The 24,201-nt window shown below is 52.8% G+C and carries 12 protein-coding genes and 1 tRNA gene; 9 read left to right on the forward strand and 4 right to left on the reverse strand.

The window, feature by feature from the left end:
* Positions 1-13: 13 nt before the first annotated feature.
* Positions 14-439 carry a DUF3010 family protein gene (locus ACQUQM_RS09790; protein WP_432474294.1) on the forward strand — a complete coding sequence of 142 codons (426 nt, stop codon included), beginning with the start codon at positions 14-16 and terminating at the stop codon, positions 437-439.
* A 223-nt stretch (positions 440-662) separates the two neighbouring features.
* On the opposite strand, the gene ACQUQM_RS09795 is transcribed toward ACQUQM_RS09790, so the two are convergent.
* Positions 663-959, reverse strand: a complete 297-nt coding sequence (locus tag ACQUQM_RS09795; protein WP_432474295.1) for a hypothetical protein — start codon at positions 957-959, stop codon at positions 663-665.
* 340 nt (positions 960-1,299) lie between these two features.
* Between ACQUQM_RS09795 and ACQUQM_RS09800 the strand changes: the two genes are divergently transcribed.
* From ACQUQM_RS09800 to ACQUQM_RS09810, 3 genes are all read left to right on the forward strand, one after another.
* Positions 1,300-3,504: a molybdopterin oxidoreductase family protein gene (locus ACQUQM_RS09800; RefSeq protein ID WP_432474296.1), complete on the forward strand. Its 2,205-nt coding sequence runs from the start codon at positions 1,300-1,302 to the stop codon at positions 3,502-3,504.
* Positions 3,505-3,540: 36 nt separating this feature from the next.
* On the forward strand, positions 3,541-5,529 hold the full coding sequence (locus ACQUQM_RS09805; RefSeq protein WP_432474297.1) for a DmsC/YnfH family molybdoenzyme membrane anchor subunit: 1,989 nt from the start codon (positions 3,541-3,543) through the stop codon (positions 5,527-5,529).
* Between the two features lie 108 nt (positions 5,530-5,637).
* Positions 5,638-6,033 (forward strand): hypothetical protein, encoded by a 396-nt coding sequence (locus ACQUQM_RS09810; protein ID WP_432474298.1) that lies wholly within the window; start codon positions 5,638-5,640, stop codon positions 6,031-6,033.
* Positions 6,034-6,259: 226 nt separating this feature from the next.
* Here the strand turns inward: ACQUQM_RS09810 and ACQUQM_RS09815 are convergent, their stop codons facing one another.
* The 3 genes from ACQUQM_RS09815 to gltX form a co-directional block, all read right to left on the reverse strand.
* The gene (locus ACQUQM_RS09815) at positions 6,260-12,154 is read right to left on the reverse strand and encodes a DUF7507 domain-containing protein (RefSeq protein ID WP_432474299.1); all 5,895 of its coding nucleotides are present in this window, start codon (positions 12,152-12,154) and stop codon (positions 6,260-6,262) included.
* A 1,172-nt stretch (positions 12,155-13,326) separates the two neighbouring features.
* Positions 13,327-13,402: transfer RNA gene (locus ACQUQM_RS09820), tRNA-Ala, on the reverse strand.
* A 161-nt stretch (positions 13,403-13,563) separates the two neighbouring features.
* On the reverse strand, positions 13,564-15,063 hold the full coding sequence (gltX, locus tag ACQUQM_RS09825; protein ID WP_432474300.1) for a glutamate--tRNA ligase: 1,500 nt from the start codon (positions 15,061-15,063) through the stop codon (positions 13,564-13,566).
* Positions 15,064-15,390: 327 nt separating this feature from the next.
* Here gltX and ACQUQM_RS09830 point away from each other — a divergent pair, with 327 nt between their 5' ends.
* The 5 genes from ACQUQM_RS09830 to nirB all read left to right on the forward strand — a co-directional run bounded on the left by ACQUQM_RS09830 (position 15,391) and on the right by nirB (position 24,190).
* Complete coding sequence (locus ACQUQM_RS09830; protein WP_432474301.1) at positions 15,391-15,987, forward strand: ANTAR domain-containing response regulator; 597 nt, start codon at positions 15,391-15,393, stop codon at positions 15,985-15,987.
* Positions 15,988-16,506: 519 nt separating this feature from the next.
* Positions 16,507-17,976, forward strand: a complete 1,470-nt coding sequence (locus ACQUQM_RS09835) for a NarK family nitrate/nitrite MFS transporter (protein WP_432474302.1) — start codon at positions 16,507-16,509, stop codon at positions 17,974-17,976.
* 85 nt (positions 17,977-18,061) lie between these two features.
* The gene (locus ACQUQM_RS09840) at positions 18,062-19,867 is read left to right on the forward strand and encodes a protein kinase domain-containing protein (protein ID WP_432474303.1); all 1,806 of its coding nucleotides are present in this window, start codon (positions 18,062-18,064) and stop codon (positions 19,865-19,867) included.
* Between the two features lie 412 nt (positions 19,868-20,279).
* Complete coding sequence (locus ACQUQM_RS09845; RefSeq protein ID WP_432474304.1) at positions 20,280-21,647, forward strand: NAD(P)/FAD-dependent oxidoreductase; 1,368 nt, start codon at positions 20,280-20,282, stop codon at positions 21,645-21,647.
* Positions 21,644-24,190: a nitrite reductase large subunit NirB gene (gene nirB, locus ACQUQM_RS09850; RefSeq protein ID WP_432474305.1), complete on the forward strand. Its 2,547-nt coding sequence runs from the start codon at positions 21,644-21,646 to the stop codon at positions 24,188-24,190. The genes ACQUQM_RS09845 and nirB overlap by 4 nt, the downstream gene beginning before the upstream one ends.
* Positions 24,191-24,201: the final 11 nt, after the last annotated feature.

Genomic DNA, 24,201 nt, shown 5'->3' on the forward strand with positions numbered 1-24,201 from the left:
TTGGATTTTTACAATGAAAGTGTGTGGTGTTGAACTGAAGGGCAATGACGCAGTTATCTGCCTGATGTCGCTGGCCGATGGCCTGTATAACCTTCATGAATGTCGTGTTAAGAAACTCGAAATTCGTGATGCAACGGATGCGGAACAGCTGAAAAAATTCCAGTTCGACTTTGCTAAATTAATGGCCGACTACCAGATCGACCGCGTGGTCATTCGCGAGCGTATGACCAAAGGTAAGTTTGCCGGCGGCGCCGTGGGCTTTAAGCTGGAAGCAGCACTTCAGTTATCCGACCTTGATGTGACCCTGCTGTCGCCAGGTACGGCAAAAGAGACCCTGAAGAACAGCCGCGTGCCGATGAACTTTAAAGATACCGGTCTGAAGCAGTTTCAGGAACCAGCTTTCATGACCGCCTTTGCTTATCTTGAAGGGCTTTCTTGAAGGGCTGTCTTGAAGGGCTTTCTTAAAAGGCCCTGACTCCCGTTCAGATCCTGCGCGCCTCACCATTCTGCTTATATAGCTAAAGGTGGGGCCGCATAAACCCCTGCAGCAAACCAGAAACATAGATTCCAGTCACAAAAACTGCATAAAGCGGGTTTCTCGATATTCCAGTTAACCGGAGAAGTATTGGTGGAGACTGGCGGGGGCACTCACAGAATTGTCATCACCCTCCCTGACTATCCGCCCCACCATCCTTCTCAAGCAACTGCCAGGCAGCAAACCCTTTCTTGGACTCTCCCTCGGACAACTCCCGACCAACCAGTCGACAGCCCTTCCTTTTGGGATGAGTTTTGATCCCAACGTAGGCTCGCACCAGATTAGCCACCGTCGCCTCCTGCAGGATTATTTCTTCTCCCGAATGCAGTTTGATGGTGGCGCGCAGGTGATGGTGCCCCCGCGGAGGCGCGAGAACTATTTCCGATATATCAGCATTGGCCAGGATACGTCGATTTTCTTTCATAACTGCCTCCCCAGGTTTTTGGCATCGGCTCCCCTTCTCAGGATGAGGAGACTGTAGTGGTCAACTAAATTATAGTTTGCCGCACAACCCCCGCCTGTGCGCATGATTGGGGCGTCCAGGTTCAATTCTAGTGCGAAATTTCAATGCACTGATCTCAATAAACACCTGAAAAGACACCGGTTTTAGACTTTAACCTCCTCTTTTGATAATTCTTTACAGCTACCAACTTCTTGATATAAATCAATTTACCTCTCAGCAATTCAATCGCGCCCGAATGATTGGCGTAATTATTGCTCAAGACAACGGGTATTTTCTTGTTTTTCCCGCAGAAGGTAGACCGATGATTTTTGGCCGCAAAAAAAGGAAGCCCATTACCATTCCCCAAAAGCAGGTGGCGCAGTGGAAATATTCCACCTGTAACTATTGCTCTACCGGCTGCTCTATCGAGCTGGGATTGAATGATGAGGGCAAGGTTATTACCAGTCGGGGTCATGCTGGCGCCGACGTTAACCGCGGCAAGCTTTGTATTAAAGGCTTGATGGAACATGAACTGTTCAACTCAGCGGGGCGCGGTACACAACCGTTGATGCGGGATCGTCATCACGAAGCCTTTGTACCCGCCAGTTGGGACAGTGCGCTCGATCACACCGCTGATAAGATTAAAGAGATACAGGACAAATACGGTCGTGATTCATTTGCCGTAGTCTCTACCGGACAGTTGCTGACCGAGGAGTTCTATACCCTTGGCAAACTGGTTCGTGGCTGTATCGGCACCAATAACTACGATGGCAATACCACCTTATGCATGGCCTCGGCGGTTTCGGGTTACAAACGCTCTTTCGGCTCCGACGGACCTCCCGGTTGCTACGATGACTTCGAGCACACCGACTGCCTGATGGCCTTCGGCTCCAATCTGCCGGAGCAGCATCCGATTATCTACTGGCGCCTCAAGGAAGCGCGCGAGAAACGCTCTTTCCCACTGATCGTGGTGGATCCCCGGGTCACCATGCTGGCTCAGTTTGCCGATATTCACCTGCCGATCACGCCAGGCACCGACTGCGTGCTGATCAATTCCATGATGCATGTGATCTTTAAGGAAGGCCTGGAAGACCGTGAATACCTAGAAGCGCACACCAATGGTCTGGCTGAGCTGGAAGCACTGGTAAAAGAGTATGATCCGGTTACCGCCCAGCACGTATGTGGTATCGATGAAGACACTATCCGCCATGTGGCTCGTATCTATGCAAATGCTGGTGCTGCAATGGGTATCTGGACCATGGGCATCAATCAAAGCACTCATGGCTCTGACGGTGTCGCCAATATTAACAACCTTAATCTGGTGACCGGCAATATCGGTAAACCCGGCGGTACCAGCTTATCCATCACCGGCCAGTGCAACGCGATGGGCACGCGCGAATGGTCCTCCTGTTCCGGCCTGCCTGGCTATCGCCAACTGGAAAATGAACAGCACCGCCAGGAAATCGCCGACTATTGGGGGATCGATGCAGAATTTTTCCCCGACAAACGAGGCATGGCACAAACCGATATTTTTCCGGCCATTGAAACCGGCCAGATCAAAGGGCTATGGCTAGTGGCGACCAATCCGATGACCTCAATGCCAAACACGTCTCGTATTCGTAAGACTCTGGAAAAGCTGGATTTTCTGGTGGTTCAGGACTGCTATGAGGATGTCGAGACCAATCAATACTCCCACGTTTATTTTCCGGCATCGGTGTGGGCCGAGAAAGAGGGCTGCCACACGAATACCGAGCGTCGGGTTAATCTTACCCGCAATGCCTTGCCTGCTTACGCCGATTCCAAGCCGGATTTCTGGATTTTCAACCAGATGGCCAGGCGTTTTGATAACGGCCGGGTGATCAGGTTTCCGGAAACAGCCGAGGGCGCCTTCAATGAGATGCGTGAACTCTCCAAAGGCGAGGAGCGTATTCTCGATATATCCGGCATGACCTACGACAAACTGGAAGCCGCCAGAGGAATTCAGTGGCCCTATCGAGAAAGTGATGCGAACGAAGCGCCTTCTGAATTGAAGGGCGATCAGCGCCTTTATACCGACGGCAAGTTCCAGACGCCGAACGGTAAAGCCAATTTGATCAGCGTCGATTTTGTCGATAATAATGAGCGCCCGGATGAGCATTATCCCTTCTGGATGAACAGTGGCCGGGTGGTTGAACATTTCCACACCCGCACCCGTACCGGCAAGATCGGTAACTGTAATAAGTTCAGTCCGACGCCCTACATGGAGATGAACCCGGACTCTGCCGAGGCACTGGGCATCGAACATCAGAGCTACGTTCGCCTGGCGTCGCGGCGCGGCGATGCGGTGGTGATGGTGCAGCTGACTCAGCGGGTGCCACGTAACATGGTATTTATACCCTTTCACTTCCACGACTGTGTTAACCGCCTGACTCTTGGGCTGCTGGACCCCTATTCCCGTCAGCCTGCATTCAAGCAGTGTGCGGTACGGGTTGAACCGGTCGATCAGCTCGAAGCTGCACGCCTTAATGCTGAACGCCGCGCGTTCTGATTGAAATAACCAGATTTGTCAGAGAGGGTGCGGTATATGAGCACACAAGATAGAAAGATACAGAACAAGTTAGAGGGTTTTCCCGGCGATAACCTGGGTGCGACTATAGGTATTGAGAGTAAAAAGGCCGGTAATAGCGGCGTCGGTCTCTGGGAGGTCCGCACCGAAGAGCGCCCTTACGCCTTCTTGCGTGATGTTGAAGCCAAAGAGTGCAATAGCTACGGCCAGAAAATCGATCTGCTTGATCTGACCGATCATCAGCTGCCAGAAGGCCGCTCGATGTATATCAATGAAAATCCGGCGGTGGGTGAAAATCCTAATCGCAACAAACAGCACGGCTTTTTCTTTACCGCTGACAATTGCATCGGTTGCCACGCCTGTGAAGCGGCGTGCAGTGAAAAGAACGAAAATCCGGCCCACCTGGCCTTTCGCTCGGTAGGTTATGTGGAAGGGGGTAGTTATCCCGACTACAAACGGATGAATATTTCCATGGCCTGCAACCACTGTGATGACCCGGTCTGCCTGAAAGGCTGTCCGACCCGCGCATACACTAAGCATGTCGAGTACGGCGCGGTGTTACAGGACCCGGAAACCTGTTTCGGCTGTGGCTACTGCACCTGGGTTTGCCCATACAATGCACCACAGCTGGATCCGATCAAAGGCCAGGTGTCGAAATGCAACATGTGCGTCGACCGTCTGGAAGAAGGCCTCAAGCCCGCCTGTGTTTCCGCCTGTGTTGGCAATGCGCTTGATTTTGGCGTAATCGAGGATGTGCCTGAACATCGCGAGCAGGCCAAATGCTCTATTCCTGGTTTTCCAGACCCGGAGATTACCCATCCGAATATCCGCTTCCAACAGACCCGCTCTATGCCGGAGGAGATGAAACGTACTGACTCCATGCCGGTAAAATATCATCGCAACGAAGATGGTCAATATAAGCCGGTAGTGGATCAGAAGAAAGGCAAGAGCAAACACTGGAACTTTGCCCGACTCAGCTCAAGAGAAAACCCTCTGGTGCTGTTTACCCTGTCCGCTCAAACGGCCGTCGGAGCATTTGCCCTGGCTTTCCTGGGGGCCGAACTGGGCATCGACAGCCTGATACTTTTCCAGAGCAGCGTTATCTATGTACCGCTGATGATGCTCTGCTTTGGCCTGGTCGGCTTTGGTCTCTTTATGTCTACCATGCACCTGGGGAAACCCCACCGTTTCTATCGTGGCTTCAATAACCTGCGCCACTCGCCAGTCTGCCGTGAGGGACTGAGCATCGCGGTGTTTATGGCCACGCTGGGCTTGCATATCCTCCTTTCGCTACCCGCCAACCCTTTAGTGCAGGAACTGCTGCTGACCACCATAGGTTCCGGGCTGGGAACATTCGAGAGTGTAGCCGCCCTCTTCGGCTATCTGGCGATCCCTGCCGGCCTGGCTGGTCTCTATTACATGAACCGCTGCTACCGTATCAAGGCGCGGCCGTTCTGGAATCACTGGCAGGTGGCGAGCTCTTTCTTCGGCAATATGCTGTCATTGGGTGGTTTTATTGCGGCTGTGCTGATAGTTGCGACTCTGGCACTGAGCGGATCTGAATACCTGTCGGTTATACAGATCGCCGGTTCACTGATGGTGCTGGGCATGATGGCTGAAGCGACAGGCCTGGTGTTTCATAATCGGGATATGAACCGCGGCAATCATGAAGGCTCAGCGTCACACTACATTCAGTGCACGACGTTCGGTAAAACCTATCTACTGCGCAACGGCTTGCTGGCACTAAACCTGATGGCCGCGCTGACACTGACGGTGACCTCCTTCGCCATATCCATCCCGGTTGAACTGCTACTGACCGGCTGGACAATCATCGGGCTGATCCAGCTGTTTACCAGCACCATCGGCCGCGCGCTGTTTTATGTCCTGGTTATCCCAACCACCATGCCCGGGGCTTTCTTCTGGAAGAACAAAGGGTTTGAGGAGCATGCCCGGGATATCGGGCTGGCGGACATGCCGCAGGTCGGTGTAGTGCCACACTTACACTGATTTAGATACAGCAGCACTCGATAGCACCGTCGATAAGGGAAGGGAAAGTTTGTCTCCGCTACCCTTATCTGACGGTATTTCAGACAAAATTCCACTAGCGGTTGCCCTATGCTTTTAAGCGATCTGACTCACAAAACCTGCCTCATTGGTCTCACCTACTTCGATACCGATGGTCGCGTACTTAAACAGTCACAGCTATGCGGCAGCGTGGTTAACGTTGACGCGGAGATGGGCATCTCAATCGAGTTGAAAACCGCAGCCAGTGCGGAAGGCACATCAGAGCAACCAGAAAAACCGCCGGTCTTCATGTTGCCAGCTGACCTTTCTGCCTGGTTCAAAGCCCCCCGTGGACGCTACTCTGATCCGGAGTCGGGAGCCCATATTACAGACCCCGACTATTTGGTGACCTGGGATATCCACAAAACCCGCGACAACGCCGAAGACGGTCAACAACAGTGGTGGCAATGGTCACCCCGCACCGTTCCTCCGCAAGTTAACGGTTAATGTAATCTGGGGTAATTAGTTGGACAGACAGCAGCGAGTATTCGTTAGCTTATTAGTTAGTTGCTCTGACAGCTGGCACGAAGCAAGTTAAAAAATGAAGGGCAACTTTGCTGGAAAGAATGATTCCAACCAGGTTATAGATCAGTACTTTGCAATTTTTGCTGCCCAATAATAACGCAAGCCTTGCATGAAGGTTTCATACAAGGCTTGCGTTGTGCGTTAATGGTTAATAGTTCAAATAACCTTCAGGAGGTGTATCAGGAGTAATGTCGTACGGCTCCGAAGAGCTAACAGGTATTGGCGCATCACTCCAAGCTTCCAACGGTCTGAAGCAAACATCTTCAGGATCACGTACTGTAATCAACATCGTTGTCAACGTACCTGATGAATATTCTGTGAGAGGCTGGACTCCACCCACTGCCACATCAAAGGCCGCAATGCCAAGCCATTCGCCCTGCGCGTTACCTACTACATTACCCTGACCAGGGTAATTAATACTGATATCACTGTCATGGACAAGCAGACAAACTGTGCGTCCTTCAATCAGCTTCTGGCCATCGGCCCTCAGAGGCACCATAGGAACTCCGTCAAGCGCATTCTGGCTTATGTTGCCGGCAATGAGTTCACTTAACCAGGATGAGGTTGCATATAATGGGGCAAACAATCCTTCATCACCCACCTGCCCGGTCCAGATATGGAACTGCTGACCAACATTGTCTAAGAAGAACCCTAGCGGATCACGCTGTAAGATTCCGGGCTTCTGATCATTCACTTCCCGTTTCTTGTACTGAGTTCCTTCATCCGAATTTGGATTCTCACTTCCCAGCCAATACAGCAGGCCGTTATCGAAAGCATCCTCGTCGGCGAGCAGGAAAAGAACCGCAGGTTGAGGAATATCTTCACAATGGCTATCTACATCGTTCACCTCGCCGCCGTCCGGTGCTGTACCGGTAGCCAGCGCAGTATTACACTTCTCGCCATTATTGATATCTGTCTGCGTGATCATGTAACTGCCTGTACAGGTTTCCGACTCGCCCGGCGCCATACTTGGCACCGGATTGCCGCCTGGGCAGGAGATCGGGCTGACCAGCGGATCGGTCACGCTGACGTTGGTCAGGGTGGTGTTACCGGTGTTGGTGACTACGAAGGTGTAGTTAATCAGGTCACCCGGTGTGGCGATACCGTCAGCGCCCAGATCCAGGGCGCCATCCTTGAGGATATCGATGGCAGATCCCTGCGGGATCGGCTCCTCGTGCGGATCGTCGTCGCTCACCGGAGGTCCGACCGGCGGTGTGCCGCTCGCGGTTGCCAGGTTATCCCTTTGACCGGCACCAATATCGGCCTGGGTTATGGCGTAGCTGCCGCTGCAGTTTTCCACATCGCCCGGCGCCATACTTGGCACCGGATTGCCGCCTGGGCAGGAGATCGGGCTGACCAGCGGATCGGTCACGCTGACGTTGGTCAGGGTGGCGTTACCGGTGTTGGTGACTACGAAGGTGTAGTTAATCAGGTCACCCGGTGTGGCGATACCGTCAGCACCCAGATCCAGGGCACCATCCTTGAGGATATCGATGGCAGGTCCCTGCGGGATCGGCTCCTCGTGCGGATCGTCGTCGCTCACCGGAGGTCCGACCGGCGGTGTGCCGCTCGCAGTTGCCAGGTTATCCCTTTGACCGGCATCAATATCGGCCTGGGTAATGGCGTAGCTGCCGCTGCAGTTTTCCACATCGCCCGGCGCCATACTTGGCACCGGATTGCCACTTGGGCAGGAGATCGGGCTGACCAGCGGATCGGTCACGCTGACGTTGGTCAGGGTGACGTTACCGGTGTTGGTGACTACGAAGGTGTAGTTAATCAGGTCACCCGGTGTGGCGATACCGTCAGCGCCCAGATCCAGGGCACCATCCTTGAGGATATCGATGGCAGGTCCCTGCGGGATCGGTTCCTCGTGCGGATCGTCGTCGCTCACCGGAGGTCCGACCGGCGGTGTGCCGCTCGCAGTTGCCAGGTTATCCCTTTGACCGGCATCAATATCGGCCTGGGTAATGGCGTAGCTGCCGCTGCAGTTTTCCACATCGCCCGGCGCCATACTTGGTACCGGATTGCCGCCTGGGCAGGAGATCGGGCTGACCAGCGGATCGGTCACGCTGACGTTAGTCAGGGTGACGTTACCGGTGTTGGTGACTACGAAGGTGTAGTTAATCAGGTCACCCGGTGTGGCGATACCGTCAGCGCCCAGATCCAGGGCGCCATCCTTGAGGATCTCGATGGCAGGTCCCTGCGGGATCGGCTCTTCGTGCGGATCGGTGTCGCTCACCTCACCGCCGTCCGGTGCGGTACCGGTGGCTGTAGCGAGGTTGTCCCTTTGACCGGCATCAATATCGGCCTGAGTAATGGCGTAGCTGCCGCTGCAGTTTTCCACATCGCCCGGCGCCATACTTGGTACCGGATTGCCACTTGGGCAGGAGATCGGGCTGACCAGCGGATCGGTCACGCTGACGTTGGTCAGGGTGACGTTACCGGTGTTGGTGACTACGAAGGTGTAGTTAATCAGGTCACCCGGTGTGGCGATACCGTCAGCGCCCAGATCCAGGGCACCATCCTTGAGGATATCGATGGCAGGTCCCTGCGGGATCGGTTCCTCGTGCGGATCGTCGTCGCTCACCGGAGGTCCGACCGGCGGTGTGCCGCTCGCAGTTGCCAGGTTATCCCTTTGACCGGCATCAATATCGGCCTGGGTAATGGCGTAGCTGCCGCTGCAGTTTTCCACATCGCCCGGCGCCATACTTGGTACCGGATTGCCGCCTGGGCAGGAGATCGGGCTGACCAGCGGATCGGTCACGCTGACGTTAGTCAGGGTGACGTTACCGGTGTTGGTGACTACGAAGGTGTAGTTAATCAGGTCACCCGGTGTGGCGATACCGTCAGCGCCCAGATCCAGGGCGCCATCCTTGAGGATCTCGATGGCAGGTCCCTGCGGGATCGGCTCTTCGTGCGGATCGGTGTCGCTCACCTCACCGCCGTCCGGTGCGGTACCGGTGGCTGTAGCGAGGTTGTCCCTTTGACCGGCATCAATATCGGCCTGGGTAATGGCGTAGCTGCCGCTGCAGTTTTCCACATCGCCCGGCGCCATACTTGGTACCGGATTGCCACCTGGGCAGGAGATCGGGCTGACCAGCGGATCGGTCACGCTGACGTTGGTCAGGGTGGCGTTACCAGTGTTGGTGACTACGAAGGTGTAGTTAATCAGGTCACCCGGTGTGGCGATACCGTCAGCACCCAGATCCAGGGCACCATCCTTGATGATATCGATGGCAGGTCCCTGCGGGATCGGCTCTTCGTGCGGATCGGTGTCGCTCACCTCACCGCCGTCCGGTGCGGTACCGGTGGCCGTGGCGAGGTTGTCCCTTTGACCGGCATCAATGTCGGCCTGGGTAATGGCGTAGCTGCCGCTGCAGTTTTCCACATCGCCCGGCGCCATACTTGGTACCGGATTGCCACCTGGGCAGGAGATCGGGCTGACCAGCGGATCGGTCACGCTGACGTTGGTCAGGGTGGCGTTACCGGTATTGGTCACAACAAAGCTGTAGTTAATCAGGTCACCCGGTGTGGCGATACCGTCAGCACCCAGCTCCAGGGCACCATCCTTGATGATCTCGATGGCAGGTCCCTGCGGGATCGGCTCTTCGTGCGGATCGGTGTCGCTCACCTCACCGCCGTCCGGTGCGGTACCGGTGGCTGTAGCGAGGTTGTCCCTTTGACCGGCATCAATATCGGCCTGGGTAATGGCGTAGCTGCCGCTGCAGTTTTCCACATCGCCCGGCGCCATACTTGGTACCGGATTGCCACCTGGGCAGGAGATCGGGCTGACCAGCGGATCGGTCACGCTGACGTTGGTCAGGGTGGCGTTACCGGTATTGGTCACAACAAAGCTGTAGTTAATCAGGTCACCCGGTGTGGCGATACCGTCAGCACCCAGCTCCAGGGCACCATCCTTGATGATCTCGATGGCAGGTCCCTGCGGGATCGGCTCTTCGTGCGGATCGGTGTCGCTCACCTCACCGCCGTCCGGTGCGGTACCGGTGGCTGTAGCGAGGTTGTCCCTTTGACCGGCATCAATATCGGCCTGGGTAATGGCGTAGCTGCCGCTGCAGTTTTCCACATCGCCCGGCGCCATACTTGGTACCGGATTGCCACCTGGGCAGGAGATCGGGCTGACCAGCGGATCGGTCACGCTGACGTTGGTCAGGGTGGCGTTACCGGTGTTGGTGACTACAAAGGTGTAGTTAATCAGGTCACCCGGTGTGGCGATACCGTCAGCACCCAGATCCAGGGCACCATCCTTTAGGATATCGATGGCAGGTCCTTGCGGGATCGGCTCTTCGTGCGGATCGGTGTCGCTTACCGGAGGTCCGACCGGCGGTGTGCCGCTCGCGGTTGCCAGGTTATCCCTTTGACCGGCATCGATGTCGGCCTGGGTGATAACATAACTGCCAGTTGCGGTTTCTACATCGCCCGGTGCCATCACGGTTACACCGTTACCGGCGGTATCGCTCAGCGCACCGACGCTCACCAGCGGATCGGTCACACTGACGTTAATAAGTGTAACGTTACCGGTGTTGGTGACTACGAAGGTGTAGTTAATCAGGTCACCCGGATTGGCGATACCATCTGCCCCCAGATCCAGCGCACCATCCTTGACGATGTCTATGGCAGGCAGTGGTTCAAAGATTACCGTCGAGTCATCAGATTCGTTAAACTGGCCTAATCCCTCAATGAAAGCAGTCACATTCAATGTATTAGTGATTGAACCCAGGTCGGCATTGTCAAATATTACATTAAATGTGCAGCTTTCCGTTGCTCCTGGATCTACAATCGTATTCAGCAAACCTGAACAGCCAGCTAGCATTTCTGCATTATGCTGATTATCAATCAGATCAATAATCTCAAATCCAAATAATATATCATTGTTTGTGATTTCCAGCTTGTAGGGAACAGTTACCGGATAGGATCTGCCTGCGATTACGGTCTCAGTATCATTAAATGCGCCATCGTCGTTTGCATCATTGGTTTTGACAACGGTGAAATCCGGTGCCCGCAGCGCCAGGGTATTGGTGATCGTACAGAGGTAGTCAGTCTCAGCGGCCACTATATCCAGATCCAGTGAGGTACAGCCTGTGCAACTGAGGATAGGATTAGTCGAATCCGGTATACGGTCAACACAGCTGATATCTGTATCATAAAACTGGAGATCTGTTCCGGCCCCCTCCATCTCACTCACTGTACGGGTACCCTCAAGCACTGCTACTCGTCCGGTTGTACCGTTATCGCCTACATCAGTGGCATATTCAACACCATCGATCAACAGGTCAAACAGGCCTGGATCAACTTCAGGGAACAGTACTTTTTTCACCTCGATAAACTTAGGCACAGTAATATCGACATCTAAAATGCCGCAATTACATTTGGATGGCGCGCCTGGGAAAGCATGCAGGGGGGTTTCGCACAGATCGTTCGCACCGGGCTGACGCCAACTGGTACAGTTAGGCAGATCGAGTTTGCTGTCGCCATCTCTATCAATACACTCAACGGTAAGGGTCAGCGTTGGGAATAGAGGGTTATGATCGTCATCTATATCACCACAGAAATCCTGTCGGCCGGGATACACTTTTTTACCGTTACCGGGAAGTGGATCACCCAGGCCATCAAGGTCTAGCCATGGCGGATCCGGTGCATATGCAGGGGTCGCTGCGGTACAGGTACCAGTTAGGGCGTCACCGCCATCTTCAGCAAACCAGATACCGATATCATGACGTTCCTGCGCTGTCAGCAGCACCGTAAAGTCAGCCCGAAAGTTAACCGTGTCACCGGGAAAGGCGCAACCATCATCTAAAATCTCAATATTAGTGGCTTCTGCGATACTGATATCGTTGGCGGTACAGTTCAGACCGAAGCCTGCCGCCTGCTCCATACAGACTTGCCCCGTTTCGAAGGTGGTATTGCCGGCGCCGTCGGCCAGGGCCGTCTGTGCGCTGAAAAGCATACCGAGGAACAGCATGCCGCTCACGACAGTCTGCCTCAGCAGGCGCCAACAGTGTGAAGTTATTGATTGATTATTCATTGTGAATCCCCTCGTATATTCTGTCGCCGCGATAATTCTGCGAGGGGGGGGGGTGATGTGTTTTTTTGGTAAGTACTGCACTACACACTGTCTTACCAAGACCCTCGACAAGCTGCGTTTAAGATATTTTCTTTGCCTCGCTTCGTCTCTTTGGACATAGACCCTGAAGCTGGAAAACAGCCCCGAATACCATTAACACGAAATAGAGAAAGACCGTCTGACTGCACTTAGACAAAGCAAAAGCAAAGCTATTACTCGTGAACAAGGCAAAGATCGAGCCTCTTTCATTAACTTTTTGTTTACTCTGAATATTTAAAAAAGCTGATATGTTTATATTGAAAACGCTGTTAATGGATGTTTACAGATCAGTGTTTTTCACTGTGTAAAATGCCTTAATTCAGGTAGTGAGGAGAGACAGGGAAGCCGGCAAAATCCCGCTTAACTGTTGTTTTCAGCCACTATAGGTAGACATAATTATCTTCGAGAAAACAGACGGTTATCGATCAATCATCCAGACAGTATAAATTCAGCAAACATACTGAGCGCAATCACTGCTTTTATGGGGGGGGGGGGAATGTAACTAAAGATTTACACTGCTAACACCGCTGCACGAGTACAGAACTCCGAACCAGGCTTAAGCTGTTTTACGAGCCAGTTAACAGCAGGTAAGCCGGTCAAATTGATTCCGGCAGTCTTCTTGCTGCATGCTTTTTTACCCAGAAAACCAGAGCCAAAGCACAGGCTGATGCCCGCGCTTAAAAAGAAAGAAGCCTAACGAAAAAGCCCGTAATGCACGAAGCATCGAACAAGGACGATACCATATTTATGGCAACCCGGAAGCTTAGATCAGCCTGATTGAATATTCGGACTTTGAATGCCCCTACTACAAACGCTTCCATACCACCGTGAAAAGCTTGGTGGATCTGTTTAACGGGCAGGCTAATTGGATTTACAGGCATTACCTACTTAGCTTTCATGGCCGCCCTTGCTTATCTTGAAGGGTCTGATTCAGCACGATTCCAGCCCAGAACACTGCGCGATCCAATTTCTGGTTTACATCGCTGAAGGTGAGGTTCCGAAAATCCTGGCAACAAATCAAGATAATAAATTCCAGGCACAAAAAAACCTGCATATAGCAGGTTTCTCGATAGTCCGGTTAACCGGAGAAGTATTGGTGGAGCCTAGCGGGATCGAACCGCTGACCTGTTCGCTGCCAGCGAACCGCTCTCCCAGCTGAGCTAAGGCCCCAACACAAGACGAGGGCTATAATAATGATCGACCTGTGGAGTGTCAAGAGAAGTTACTGCTAAATTTCAGCCGCATCCCCGACACTTTTCAACTAATTGTTTCTAATACAAAAAAGCCCTGCAATGCAGGGCTTTTCAATAGTTTAAATATCAAACAATGGCTTAGCCTTCTGCCAGTGCTTTAGCGACTTCACGGTACTCTTTTTCCCAACGCTTGGCTTCTTTCTTAGAAGGTCCGCCGACGGTGTTCAGGGCATGACGAACCCGGGCACGACTCATGTCAGGGCCGAGGATCTGCATGGAGTCCACTACGGAGACACTCTGGCTGGTACCGGCAATAGCAACAAAGATAGGGAACAGTACGTCGCGGATCTTAAAGCCCATCGCCTCGCCCAGCGCCTTGAACTGGCCAAACAGGTGGTCTTTGCTCCAGTTCTGCTCGGCATCGAGCATCCAGGATGCAAACTGCAGGATGCGACGGGTATCGTCACGCTCCAGTTTCTTGTGCTCAAAGCTTGCTTCGGTGATCGGCAGCATGCCGGACAGCAGGAACGATGAAACCGGTGCAACGTCGGTGAACTTCTCGACCCGCTGCTTGATCAGCGGAATGATCTGCATCAGGTATTCAGGGTTCAGCGCCCACTTCTGGAATTCTGCGGCAAACTGCTCATCGGTCAGCTCTTCACGAATCCACAGGCCGTTGAGCCAGCTCAGTTTTTCCTGGTCGAAAATCGGTCCACCAAGGGATACGCGATTGACGTCGAAGTTTTCAATCATCTCTTCCAGGGAGAATTTCTCACGCTCGTCCGGCATGGACCAACCCATACGCGCCAGGTAGTTGAGCAGCGCTTCGGCCATGTAACCCATACGCTGGTAGTAGATGATGCTGGTCGGGTTCTTACGCTTGGACAGCTTGGACTTATCCGGGTTACGCAGCAGCGGCATGTGGCACAGTTTAGGCATTTCCCAGCCGAAGTACTTGTACAGCAGCTGGTGCTTAGGTGCAGAGCTGATCCACTCTTCGCCACGCAGTACGTGGCTGATCTCCATCAGGTGATCATCGACTACGTTAGCCAGATGGTAGGTCGGCATACCATCGGACTTCATCAGAATCTGGCAGTCAACCTGGGACCATTCCACTTCAATCGCGCCACGCAGCATGTCGTCAAATACGCAGACACCCTCTGCAGGTACTTTCATACGTACGACGTATGGCTCGTTAGCCGCTTCACGCTTAGCGACTTCTTCAGCCGGCAATGCGAGATCGCTCTCTTTCAATGCACTCTGCACGCCCTGTTCACGGCGCTCGTTGCGCAGCTGATCCAGCTCTTCAGAGGTACGATAGCATTTGAATGCTTTATCTTCGTCCAGCAGTTGCTGGGTGTACTTCTGGTAAATATCAGACCGCTCGCTCTGACGGTACGGACCATGCGGACCCGGCTTATCAGGGCCTTCCGCCCATTCCAGTCCCAGCCAGCGCAGGGAATCCAGAATCATCTGCTCTGATGCTGCAGTGCTTCGGGTCTGGTCGGTATCTTCAATACGCAGAATAAACTCGCCACCGTGCTGGCGGGCAAACGCCATATTAAACAGTGCGATATACGCGGTGCCTACGTGCGGATCACCGGTCGGGGATGGTGCAATACGGGTACGTACAGTCATCGGAGCAACTTATTCCAAACTGATTAAAAGAAATTGCCGGGCATTATACCCGCTTGGCTGCTGCTCGCCTATATGTAGCCGGTATCTGTATCGGGCTCAGAACTGAAAAATCACAGCTGGAAAGTCAGATCGGGAAAGGTCTATAAGCGCCTGCACGATGCATTGCGCCTGAAAATAAACAACATCGCACCAGAACAGCGCACAAATCGGTAAAACCCGGCGGTTTCGGCTGGCACAATAACTGCAGCGCTTAACCTAACGATTGTCGTAAAAGGGTGTCTACCGAGTAGATAGCTATGACCTGTAAAAGCGGATATTAAGAAGACTATGACAACAACTGAACGACCTACCGAGCGAGTGCTGGTAATTGATAATAACTCTGCCCGGTCCGCCATCCTGAAACAAGCTCTGAATGATCAGGGTTATGACGTTGCCTGTCGTCTCGAAAACACCGAAGGCCTGATCAACCGGGTTGAGCAGATCAAACCTGATATCATCATTATTGAGCTGGACTCCCCCGACCGCGACGTACTGGAACATATGGCCACGCTGAACAGCCATATCCCCAAGCCCGTTGTGATGTTCGCCGAAGAGGGAGATACAGAAACCATCGAGCAGGCGATTAAAGCCGGGGTCAGCGCCTACGTGGTGGATGGCATGAGCGCCGACCGCATTCAACCGATCATGAGTGCTGCCGCCGCCCGCTTCCGGGAGATCCAGGCGCTGCGGGGTGAGCTCGACGATGTACGGGGTGAACTACAGGACCGTAAACAACTGGATCAGGCCAAACGACTGATAATGAAACACCAGAACTGCGGCGAAGATCAGGCTTACAGCGCGATGCGCAAAATGGCGATGGACAAAGGTCAGTCGATGACCGCTGTCGCTAAAAATATTATCTCCGTATTGGAAATGCTGGATTAGTTGCCGTACACAAAAGCGGCCAGCCAAATCCATCATTAGATAAGAAAAAAACAGGAGCTAAAGCTAAGTAAAAAATAACAATAAGAACTGACAAGTTTTCCATCCGTAAGATCCCTTGACCGCCTTCATGGCGGTCTTTTTTCACCTCTGCGGAACAATCCCTCAGTGTCGCATATGCTGAAAAGTAGCAGGAATGAGTTTACGTTGTAATTTGGTGCAAAACCTCCCATCCATGCCTTACCCACGTGCACAAAAACAACCGCAGATTATCACAAACAACAAATTACCCACTAAATATCAATCAGTTAACAAATATGGCACAGGCTATGCTGTTGTTAAAACATAAGTAATACCAAAGACACACAATTTAGCGGGCTTTATATCAGGACAGCTTCACTACTCGTCCTGTAAACCGCCCGAAACAGGACAACAGCGTCCGAAGCTTCCGATTTAAGCGGCAGCTCCGGGCGCTTTTTTTTTGCATTAAACACTTTTTACATTTACCAAGAGGCAACCTATATGAGTGATACCTCAAAACTGAATATCTTCTCCTTTACCGGGAAGATGAAGATCCTGCATTTCAGCTGGATCGCATTCTTCATTACCTTCTTTGTCTGGTTTAACCATGCGCCACTGCTGGGCGCCATCGCTGAATCTCTTGGGCTGACCAGGGATGAGATCAAAACCCTGCTGATCCTCAACGTCGCCCTGACCATTCCGGCACGGATCATTGTCGGTATGCTGACCGATAAATACGGCCCGCGTATCACCTACGCCACGCTGCTGTTTCTGGCCTGCTTTCCCTGCTTTATGTTTGCTCTGGCCGATAATTTTGCTGAAGCTGCGATCTCCCGCTTCCTGCTTGGTTTCGTCGGCGCTGGCTTTGTGGTCGGCATCCGCATGGTCAGCGAGTGGTTCCCGGCTAATGAACTGGGTACCGCAGAAGGCATCTACGGTGGCTGGGGCAACTTTGGTTCTGCAGCTGCTGCGATGAGCCTGCCAACACTCGCCCTGCTGTTCGGTGGTGAAGATGGCTGGCGCTACGCGGTGGGCCTGACCGGTGCGATCTGCCTGATTTTCAGCTTTATCTGGTATAAAAATGTTACCGATACACCGAAGGGCTCCACCTATTTCAAACCAAAGAAGATCGGCGGCCTTGAGGTCACCAGTAAAGGTGACTTCCTGTTCCTGCTGATTATGAAGATTCCGTTATATGCCGCTTTGGTACTACTGACCTGGAAGCTGTCTCCCGCCGGTGTCAGCATTCTCAGTGATACTGCAGCTATAACCATCTATGTCCTGCTGGCCGCTATCCTGATCTACGATTGCTATAGTGCGTACAACGTTAACCGCGAGATTTTTATCACCCCGGTGCCGGAAATTGAGCAGTATAAGTTTAAGCAGGTTGCGGTACTCAATATCTTGTACTTTGCCACTTTTGGCTCTGAGCTGGCGGTCGTTTCGATGCTGCCGCTATTCTTTGCCGATGTGTTTGAGCTGGATATGGTTGTCGCCGGCCTGCTGGCTTCCGCCTATGCCTTTATGAACCTGATGTCCCGTCCCGGTGGCGGCTGGATCAGTGATCGCTTCGGCCGTAAGAAAACCCTGCTGATTCTGACTGCAGGCCTAGCTGTTGGTTATGCTGTGATGTCGATGATCGACAACAGCTGGCCTTTGATCATTGCAGTAATTGCGGCGATGGCCTGCTCGTTCTTTGTTCAGGCGGGTGAAGGCGCGGTATTTGCGGTTGTACCGCTGATCAAACGCCGTCTGACCGGCCAGGTTGCCGGCATGACAGGCGCTTACGGTAATGTCGGTGCGGTGTTCTATCTCACAGTGCTGTCTATGGTCAGCTACCAGACCTTCTTTATGGTGATCGCGGCTACTGCAGTATTAGGTTTTGTCACCCTGCTGTTCCTTGAAGAACCAAAAGGCCACATGGCTGAGGTCAATGAGGACGGTACTGTTGAGCTGATCAGTGTTACTTAAAATAAGTACATTTTAGCAAGCGGATAGCTGCCCGGTTTTACCGTGCGGCTATCCTGTTCTTATTGTGGAGATGTGAGGTGAACTGATGACGACACTGCCAATGACAGATCAAGCAGGCTTAACTAATCCTGCGGCAACTTCTGAATTAACAACAGAAGCGACTACCAGTGAACTGAAAGTCAGCTTCGGGGGTTATTCAACCGCGGGGCAGAAAGAACGTAATCAGGATGCCTTTGCCGCCCACCTACCCCGTGACAGCGGTAATCGATTCAAAGGTGCAGTCGCTGTTATTGCTGATGGTGTCAGCAGCTGTGAAGACTCGCACATCGCCAGTCAGACCTCAGTCACCAGTTTTATCGACGATTATTTCAGTACCCCGGACAGCTGGGGCGTCAAGCAATCAGTGTCCCGGGTGATGACCGGGCTGAACAACTGGCTGTATCAGCAGAACAGTGCGCAACCCATACACCGCGACAGTATGCTGACCACCTTTTCGGCACTGATCATCAAATCTAATACGCTGTACGCCTTTCATGTCGGCGATTCCCGCATCTACCATTACCAAACTGATGCATACAAAAATGGTCAACTGGAACAACTGACCTGCGACCATACCCGTACCGAGCGTGGTCACAACTATCTGGCCCGGGCTCTCGGTGCAGACCGGCACCTGGATGTAGATTTTTCACAGCAGGACCTAAAGCCTGGTGATCTGCTGCTGTTAAGCACCGATGGTGTACACGAATTCCTCACCCCTGCTGAGATCAAACAGATTCTGGCAAAAGCTGGAAATACTGATCTTGAGCTCCTGGCCCGGGAGATGGTTGAGCTGGCACTCAGTAATGGCAGTGATGATAACCTGACAGTGCTGCTGGTCAGCGTTGACCAGCTACCTCGGGAAAGCCTCGACGAAAGCCACCGCAGGCTGACCCAACTGCCGATTCCGCCGGTACTCAAAGTTGGCAATAAAATAGATAACTACGAAGTGCTGGATATTATTTTCAGCGGCACCCGCAGTCACATGTATCTGGTGAAAGACCTGAACAGTGACCAGCGCTATACCCTGAAAGCCCCCTCCACAAACTTTGCCGATGATCCGCTCTACCTGGATGGTTTTGTTCGTGAAGAATGGGTTGGCCAGCAGGTCAATAATCCGCACGTAATGAAAACCTTTAAACCAGCCGGGAAAAAGCGCTTCCTCTACTATCTCGGGGAATACATTCAGGGTATTAATCTGCGTCAGTGGATGGACGACAATCCAAACCCGGCGCTGGATCAGGTGCGACCAATAATCCGGCAGGCGATCAAGGGGTTACGCGCCCTGCAACGCCAGGATATGGTGCACCAGGATCTGAAGCCGGAAAACATCATGCTCAACCGCGATGGCCAGGTAAAGATTCTTGATTTCGGCACCGTGCTGATCGCCGGCATCAGCGAACTCGGCTCGCCGCTGGACAAGTCGATACCCCAGGGCTCGGTTAACTATATCGCACCGGAATACCTGATGGGTGAACGAGGTAGCTTCCGTTCAGACCTGTTCTCATTGGCGGTTATCAGCTACGAGATGCTGACCGGTAAACTGCCGTTTAAGGAGCAATCGGTAAAGCAGGTGAAAATCGATAACTACTCTCAACTCAGTTACCTGCCGGCCCTGCAGCAGCGTAAGGATCTACCTTTGTGGATGGAAGGCTGTCTCAAAAAAGCCCTGCAACCCAACCCGATACACCGTTACCAGGCATTGTCTGAATTTATTCAGGATTTCACCTCCCCCAACCCGCAACTCGAAACCGGAGTGCGCAATCAACCCCTGATGGAAAAGAACCCTCTGCTGGTATGGCAGTGCATCGCGGCGCTGTTATTAGCAGCCAATGCTATTCAACTAATTTATTAAATCAGGCGTAGGTGTGACGCTTGCTTGCCTCATCGGGTACCTCGTCGCGAAGAATCTACAGATTCATCATAAAAATCGCCGCGAGGGCGCGCCTCCCACAAATGCGCCTCCCACACCCTCACCCCGCACCAATGCAGCGCAATTCAGCACTCATTTCCTGCATATTGGTGCGCAGACCATTCGCTTTCGCCACATAAAATCGATCAAAACACAAAGAAAACAACCCTAACACGCTGTATTTAAAGCAGTTTACTTATACTGGCACAGAGCCTGCTTTATCTTATGCGTCTATCTTAGACACCTTATATGTAATTGAACAATGGCGTTCATCTACCAGGGCACTGCACCCGCGCTGGCTGATGGATGCCATTTTTTTTCACCATTTATTACAACAAGCGAGGCAATAACGACAATGTCAAAACCTCATCTGGTAATCATCGGCAATGGTATGGCAAGTGGCCGACTGCTTGAGGAGGTCCTCAGGCATGATCCTGAGCAGTACCGGATCAGCGTATTTGGTGAAGAACGTTACGGCAATTACAACCGCATCATGTTATCACCGGTTCTGGCCGGCGAGATGAAGCCAGAAGAGATCATGCTTAACACGATCGAATGGTACCGGAAAAACGGCATCACCCTGTTCAGCGGTGATCCGGTGGTTCATATTGACGCGAAGCAGCAGAAGGTTTTCAGCCTGAAAGGACTGGAGATCGAATACGATAAGCTGGTACTGGCAACAGGCTCCTCGCCGGTTATTCCACCGGTTGCGCAGAATACCGGTCTGGCGGGCATCCTCAGCTTCCGCACCCTAGACGATGTTGAGCAGATCCTGTCTGAAGCCAGCACAGCTAAACACGCAGTCGTTCTGGGCGGTGGATTGCTCGGTCTGGAAGCCGCTTATGGCCTGCTCAAATACGGTATCGAAGTGACGGTTACTCACCGTGGCAAATGGTTACTCAACCGTCAGTTAGACGAAACCGCCGGCGAACTGCTGAAGCAGGAGCTTGAATCCCGCGGTATCAATGTACGCCTCAACTGTGAGGTACAGGAATTTTGTGGTGAGGGCTCTGCTGATAAGAACGCAGCATGTCTGGATTCAAGTCCTAACCCAAAAAGCAAACTGCAGTCTGTGACTCTGACCGACGGTTCCGTGCTCAGTACCGAACTTGCGGTTATCGCAATCGGCATCGCCCCTAACAAAAAACTGGCACAGACCAGTCAGCTCGATTGCGCACGCGGCATTCAGGTCAATGACCAGATGCAGAGCTCTCACCACAACATTTATGCACTGGGTGAATGCACCCAGTTCGGCGAAGATACTTTCGGACTGGTTGCTCCCCTTTGGGATCAGGCCCGGGTACTGGCGGACCAGCTCAATGGCAGCTGCGATAGCCGCTACCAGGTAAAAGCCAACGCCACCAAGCTTAAAGTGTCCGGCATCGATCTCTATTCCGCCGGCGAATTTCTCGATAGCAAAGAGTCCGATTCACTGGTCTTCAAAGACCTTAACCGGGGCATCTATAAGAAACTGATATTCCGTGATCAGCTTCTGGTCGGTGTCGTGCTCTATGGCGCGGTACAGGATGGTAACTGGTACTTCGAGCTTATCCAACAGCAACAACCGGTGCGGCATCTGAGCCCCGATCTTATTTTCGGCCAGCGTTATACCGAACAGCCGCAGAGCGAAACCAATTTCGATATCAATACAAGCGAGGCCGTAACAGGCCAGTTTATCCCTACAGCAGCCGTTAACAGCCTCGCGGCAGGAGTCTCCTCATGAACAAAACTAAATTAGTCATTGCCGGTAACGGTATGGTCGGCCATCAGTTCCTGCAGAGCCTGGCCGACAGCGATCAACTGGATAAGTTTGAAGTAACAGTATTTTGTGAAGAGAGCCGTCTGGCCTATGACCGGGTTCATCTGACTGCATATTTCTCAGGATCCAGCGCAGAAGACCTGGCGATGGGTGATGCCGAACTGTATCGCTCATGGGGACTGAATGTACTGACCGGCGAAAAAGTCACTACTATCGACCGCGATGCTAAAACCGTCTCCACCGATAAAGATACTGTTCTCGAATACGATAAGCTGATACTGGCAACCGGATCCTATCCATTTGTACCGCCTGTGCCGGGCCATGACCGTGACCAGTGCCTGGTTTATCGTACACTCGACGATCTGGATGCGATCGCAGAGACCGCCAAAAAATCCAAAGTAGGTGTAGTTGTCGGTGGTGGCCTGCTGGGTCTGGAAGCGGCTAAAGCCCTGAAAGACCTGGGTCTGAAGACTCATGTTGTCGAGTTCGCGCCACGCCTGATGGCGGTACAGCTGGATAATGGCGGCGGCACTATACTACGCAATAAAATCCAGGATTTGGGCGTTACTGTACACACGGAAAAGAACACTCAGCTGATCAACGATGGTGATGAGTGCTTCCACAAGATGAATTTCACCGACGGTGAAGTGCTGGAAACCGACCTGATTCTGTTCTCTGCCGGTATCCGCCCCCGTGATGAGCTGGCTAAGCAGTGTGACCTGGAGCTTGGAGAGCGTGGCGGTATTGTAATCAATAACCAGTGCCAGACCTCCGATCCGGATATCTACGCAATCGGCGAATGTGCGCTGTGGAACAAACAGATTTTCGGTCTTGTTGCACCGGGTAACCAGATGGCCAAAGTCGCGGTATCACATCTGACCGCAGGCGACGAACAGTTCACCGGTGCGGATATGAGCACCAAACTGAAGCTGCTGGGGGTCGATGTTGCCAGTATCGGTGATGCCCATGGTCGTACTCCCGGTTCACGCAGCTACACCTTTGTCGATGAAGTCGCTGAAGTGTACAAGAAAATGGTGGTCTCTGAAGACGGTAAGCTGCTGCTGGGCGCAATCCTTGTCGGCGATGCTGAAGAGTACGGCACCCTGCTGCAATACATGCTCAACGGCATCCACCTGCCGGAATACCCTGATGCTCTGATCCTGCCAAATCGCGGTGACGATCAACAAACCGGTCTGGGCGTTGGCGCCCTGCCGGAAACTGCTCAGATCTGTTCCTGCCACGATGTCAGTAAAGGCGATGTCCGCGCTGCACTGGATGGTGGTTGCTGCACTATTGCCGATGTTAAAGGTGAGACTAAAGCTGCCAGCGGCTGTGGTGGCTGTAGCGCCCTGCTCACCGATCTGGTTAACCATGAACTGGAAGAGATGGGCGTCGAGGTCAACCGCGATATCTGCGAACACTTCCCCTACACCCGCCAGGATCTGTACAACCTGATCCGGGTTGAAGAACTGAAGAGTTTTGATGAGCTGTTGCATAAGCACGGCAGCGGCCATGGTTGCGAGATCTGTAAACCGGCCGTGGGCAATATGCTGGCATCCTGCTGGAACGACTATATCCTCACCGACAACAATGTCGGCCTGCAGGACACCAACGATACCTTCATGGCCAACATGCAGAAAGATGGTACTTACTCTGTGGTACCGCGGATCCCAGGTGGAGAAATTACCCCGGAAAAGCTGATCGTACTGGGTGAAGTCGCCAAAAAATATAACCTGTATACCAAGATTACCGGTGGCCAGCGGGTCGACCTGTTCGGCGCTCGTCTGGAAGAACTGCCGCCGATCTGGGAAGAACTGGTCGCCGCCGGTTTCGAGACCGGTCACGCCTATGGCAAGTCTCTGCGTACCGTTAAGTCCTGCGTCGGCAGTACCTGGTGCCGGTTTGGCGTTGACGACAGCGTTGGCCTGGCGATCGAGATGGAAAATCGCTACAAGGGCCTGCGTGCGCCACATAAGATAAAGTTTGCGGTATCCGGCTGTACCCGGGAGTGTGCCGAAGCGCAGAGTAAAGATATCGGTATCATCGCCACAGAAAATGGCTGGAACCTCTATGTCTGCGGTAATGGCGGCATGAAGCCACGCCATGGCGACCTGTTCGCAACCGACCTGGATAAAGAAACCCTGACCCGCTATATCGATCGCCTGCTGATGTTCTACATCAAAACCGCTGATCGCCTGCAGCGCACCTCGGTGTGGATGGAAAATATGGAAGGCGGCCTGGAGTATCTGCAGCAAGTGGTCATCGAAGACTCGTTGGGTCTGGGCGAAGAACTTGAGCAGCAGATGAGCAATGTTGTCGGTAGCTACCAGTGCGAATGGAAAACCACCCTGGAAAGTACTGAATCACTTAAACGCTTCAATCATTTTGTAAACTCCGATGCCAAGGACGACAACATTCTGTTTATCGAAGAACGTGATCAGATTCGCCCGGCCAACGCCGCAGAGAAAACTGAAATTCTAGCCGAACCAATCAAGCTGGTTGGATAAGAGGAGACAAT

This window comes from Amphritea sp. HPY, assembly GCF_050870985.1.
In the GTDB taxonomy this organism is placed as follows: Bacteria; Pseudomonadota; Gammaproteobacteria; order Pseudomonadales; family Balneatricaceae; genus Amphritea.

Coding starts and splice junctions, on each gene's coding strand:
- ACQUQM_RS09790 (WP_432474294.1), top strand. CDS start 14: ATGAAAGTGTGTGGTGTTGAACTGAAGGGCAATGACGCAGTTATCTGC.
- ACQUQM_RS09795 (WP_432474295.1), bottom strand. CDS start 959: ATGAAAGAAAATCGACGTATCCTGGCCAATGCTGATATATCGGAAATA.
- ACQUQM_RS09800 (WP_432474296.1), top strand. CDS start 1,300: ATGATTTTTGGCCGCAAAAAAAGGAAGCCCATTACCATTCCCCAAAAG.
- ACQUQM_RS09805 (WP_432474297.1), top strand. CDS start 3,541: ATGAGCACACAAGATAGAAAGATACAGAACAAGTTAGAGGGTTTTCCC.
- ACQUQM_RS09810 (WP_432474298.1), top strand. CDS start 5,638: ATGCTTTTAAGCGATCTGACTCACAAAACCTGCCTCATTGGTCTCACC.
- ACQUQM_RS09815 (WP_432474299.1), bottom strand. CDS start 12,154: ATGAATAATCAATCAATAACTTCACACTGTTGGCGCCTGCTGAGGCAG.
- gltX (WP_432474300.1), bottom strand. CDS start 15,063: ATGACTGTACGTACCCGTATTGCACCATCCCCGACCGGTGATCCGCAC.
- ACQUQM_RS09830 (WP_432474301.1), top strand. CDS start 15,391: ATGACAACAACTGAACGACCTACCGAGCGAGTGCTGGTAATTGATAAT.
- ACQUQM_RS09835 (WP_432474302.1), top strand. CDS start 16,507: ATGAGTGATACCTCAAAACTGAATATCTTCTCCTTTACCGGGAAGATG.
- ACQUQM_RS09840 (WP_432474303.1), top strand. CDS start 18,062: ATGACGACACTGCCAATGACAGATCAAGCAGGCTTAACTAATCCTGCG.
- ACQUQM_RS09845 (WP_432474304.1), top strand. CDS start 20,280: ATGTCAAAACCTCATCTGGTAATCATCGGCAATGGTATGGCAAGTGGC.
- nirB (WP_432474305.1), top strand. CDS start 21,644: ATGAACAAAACTAAATTAGTCATTGCCGGTAACGGTATGGTCGGCCAT.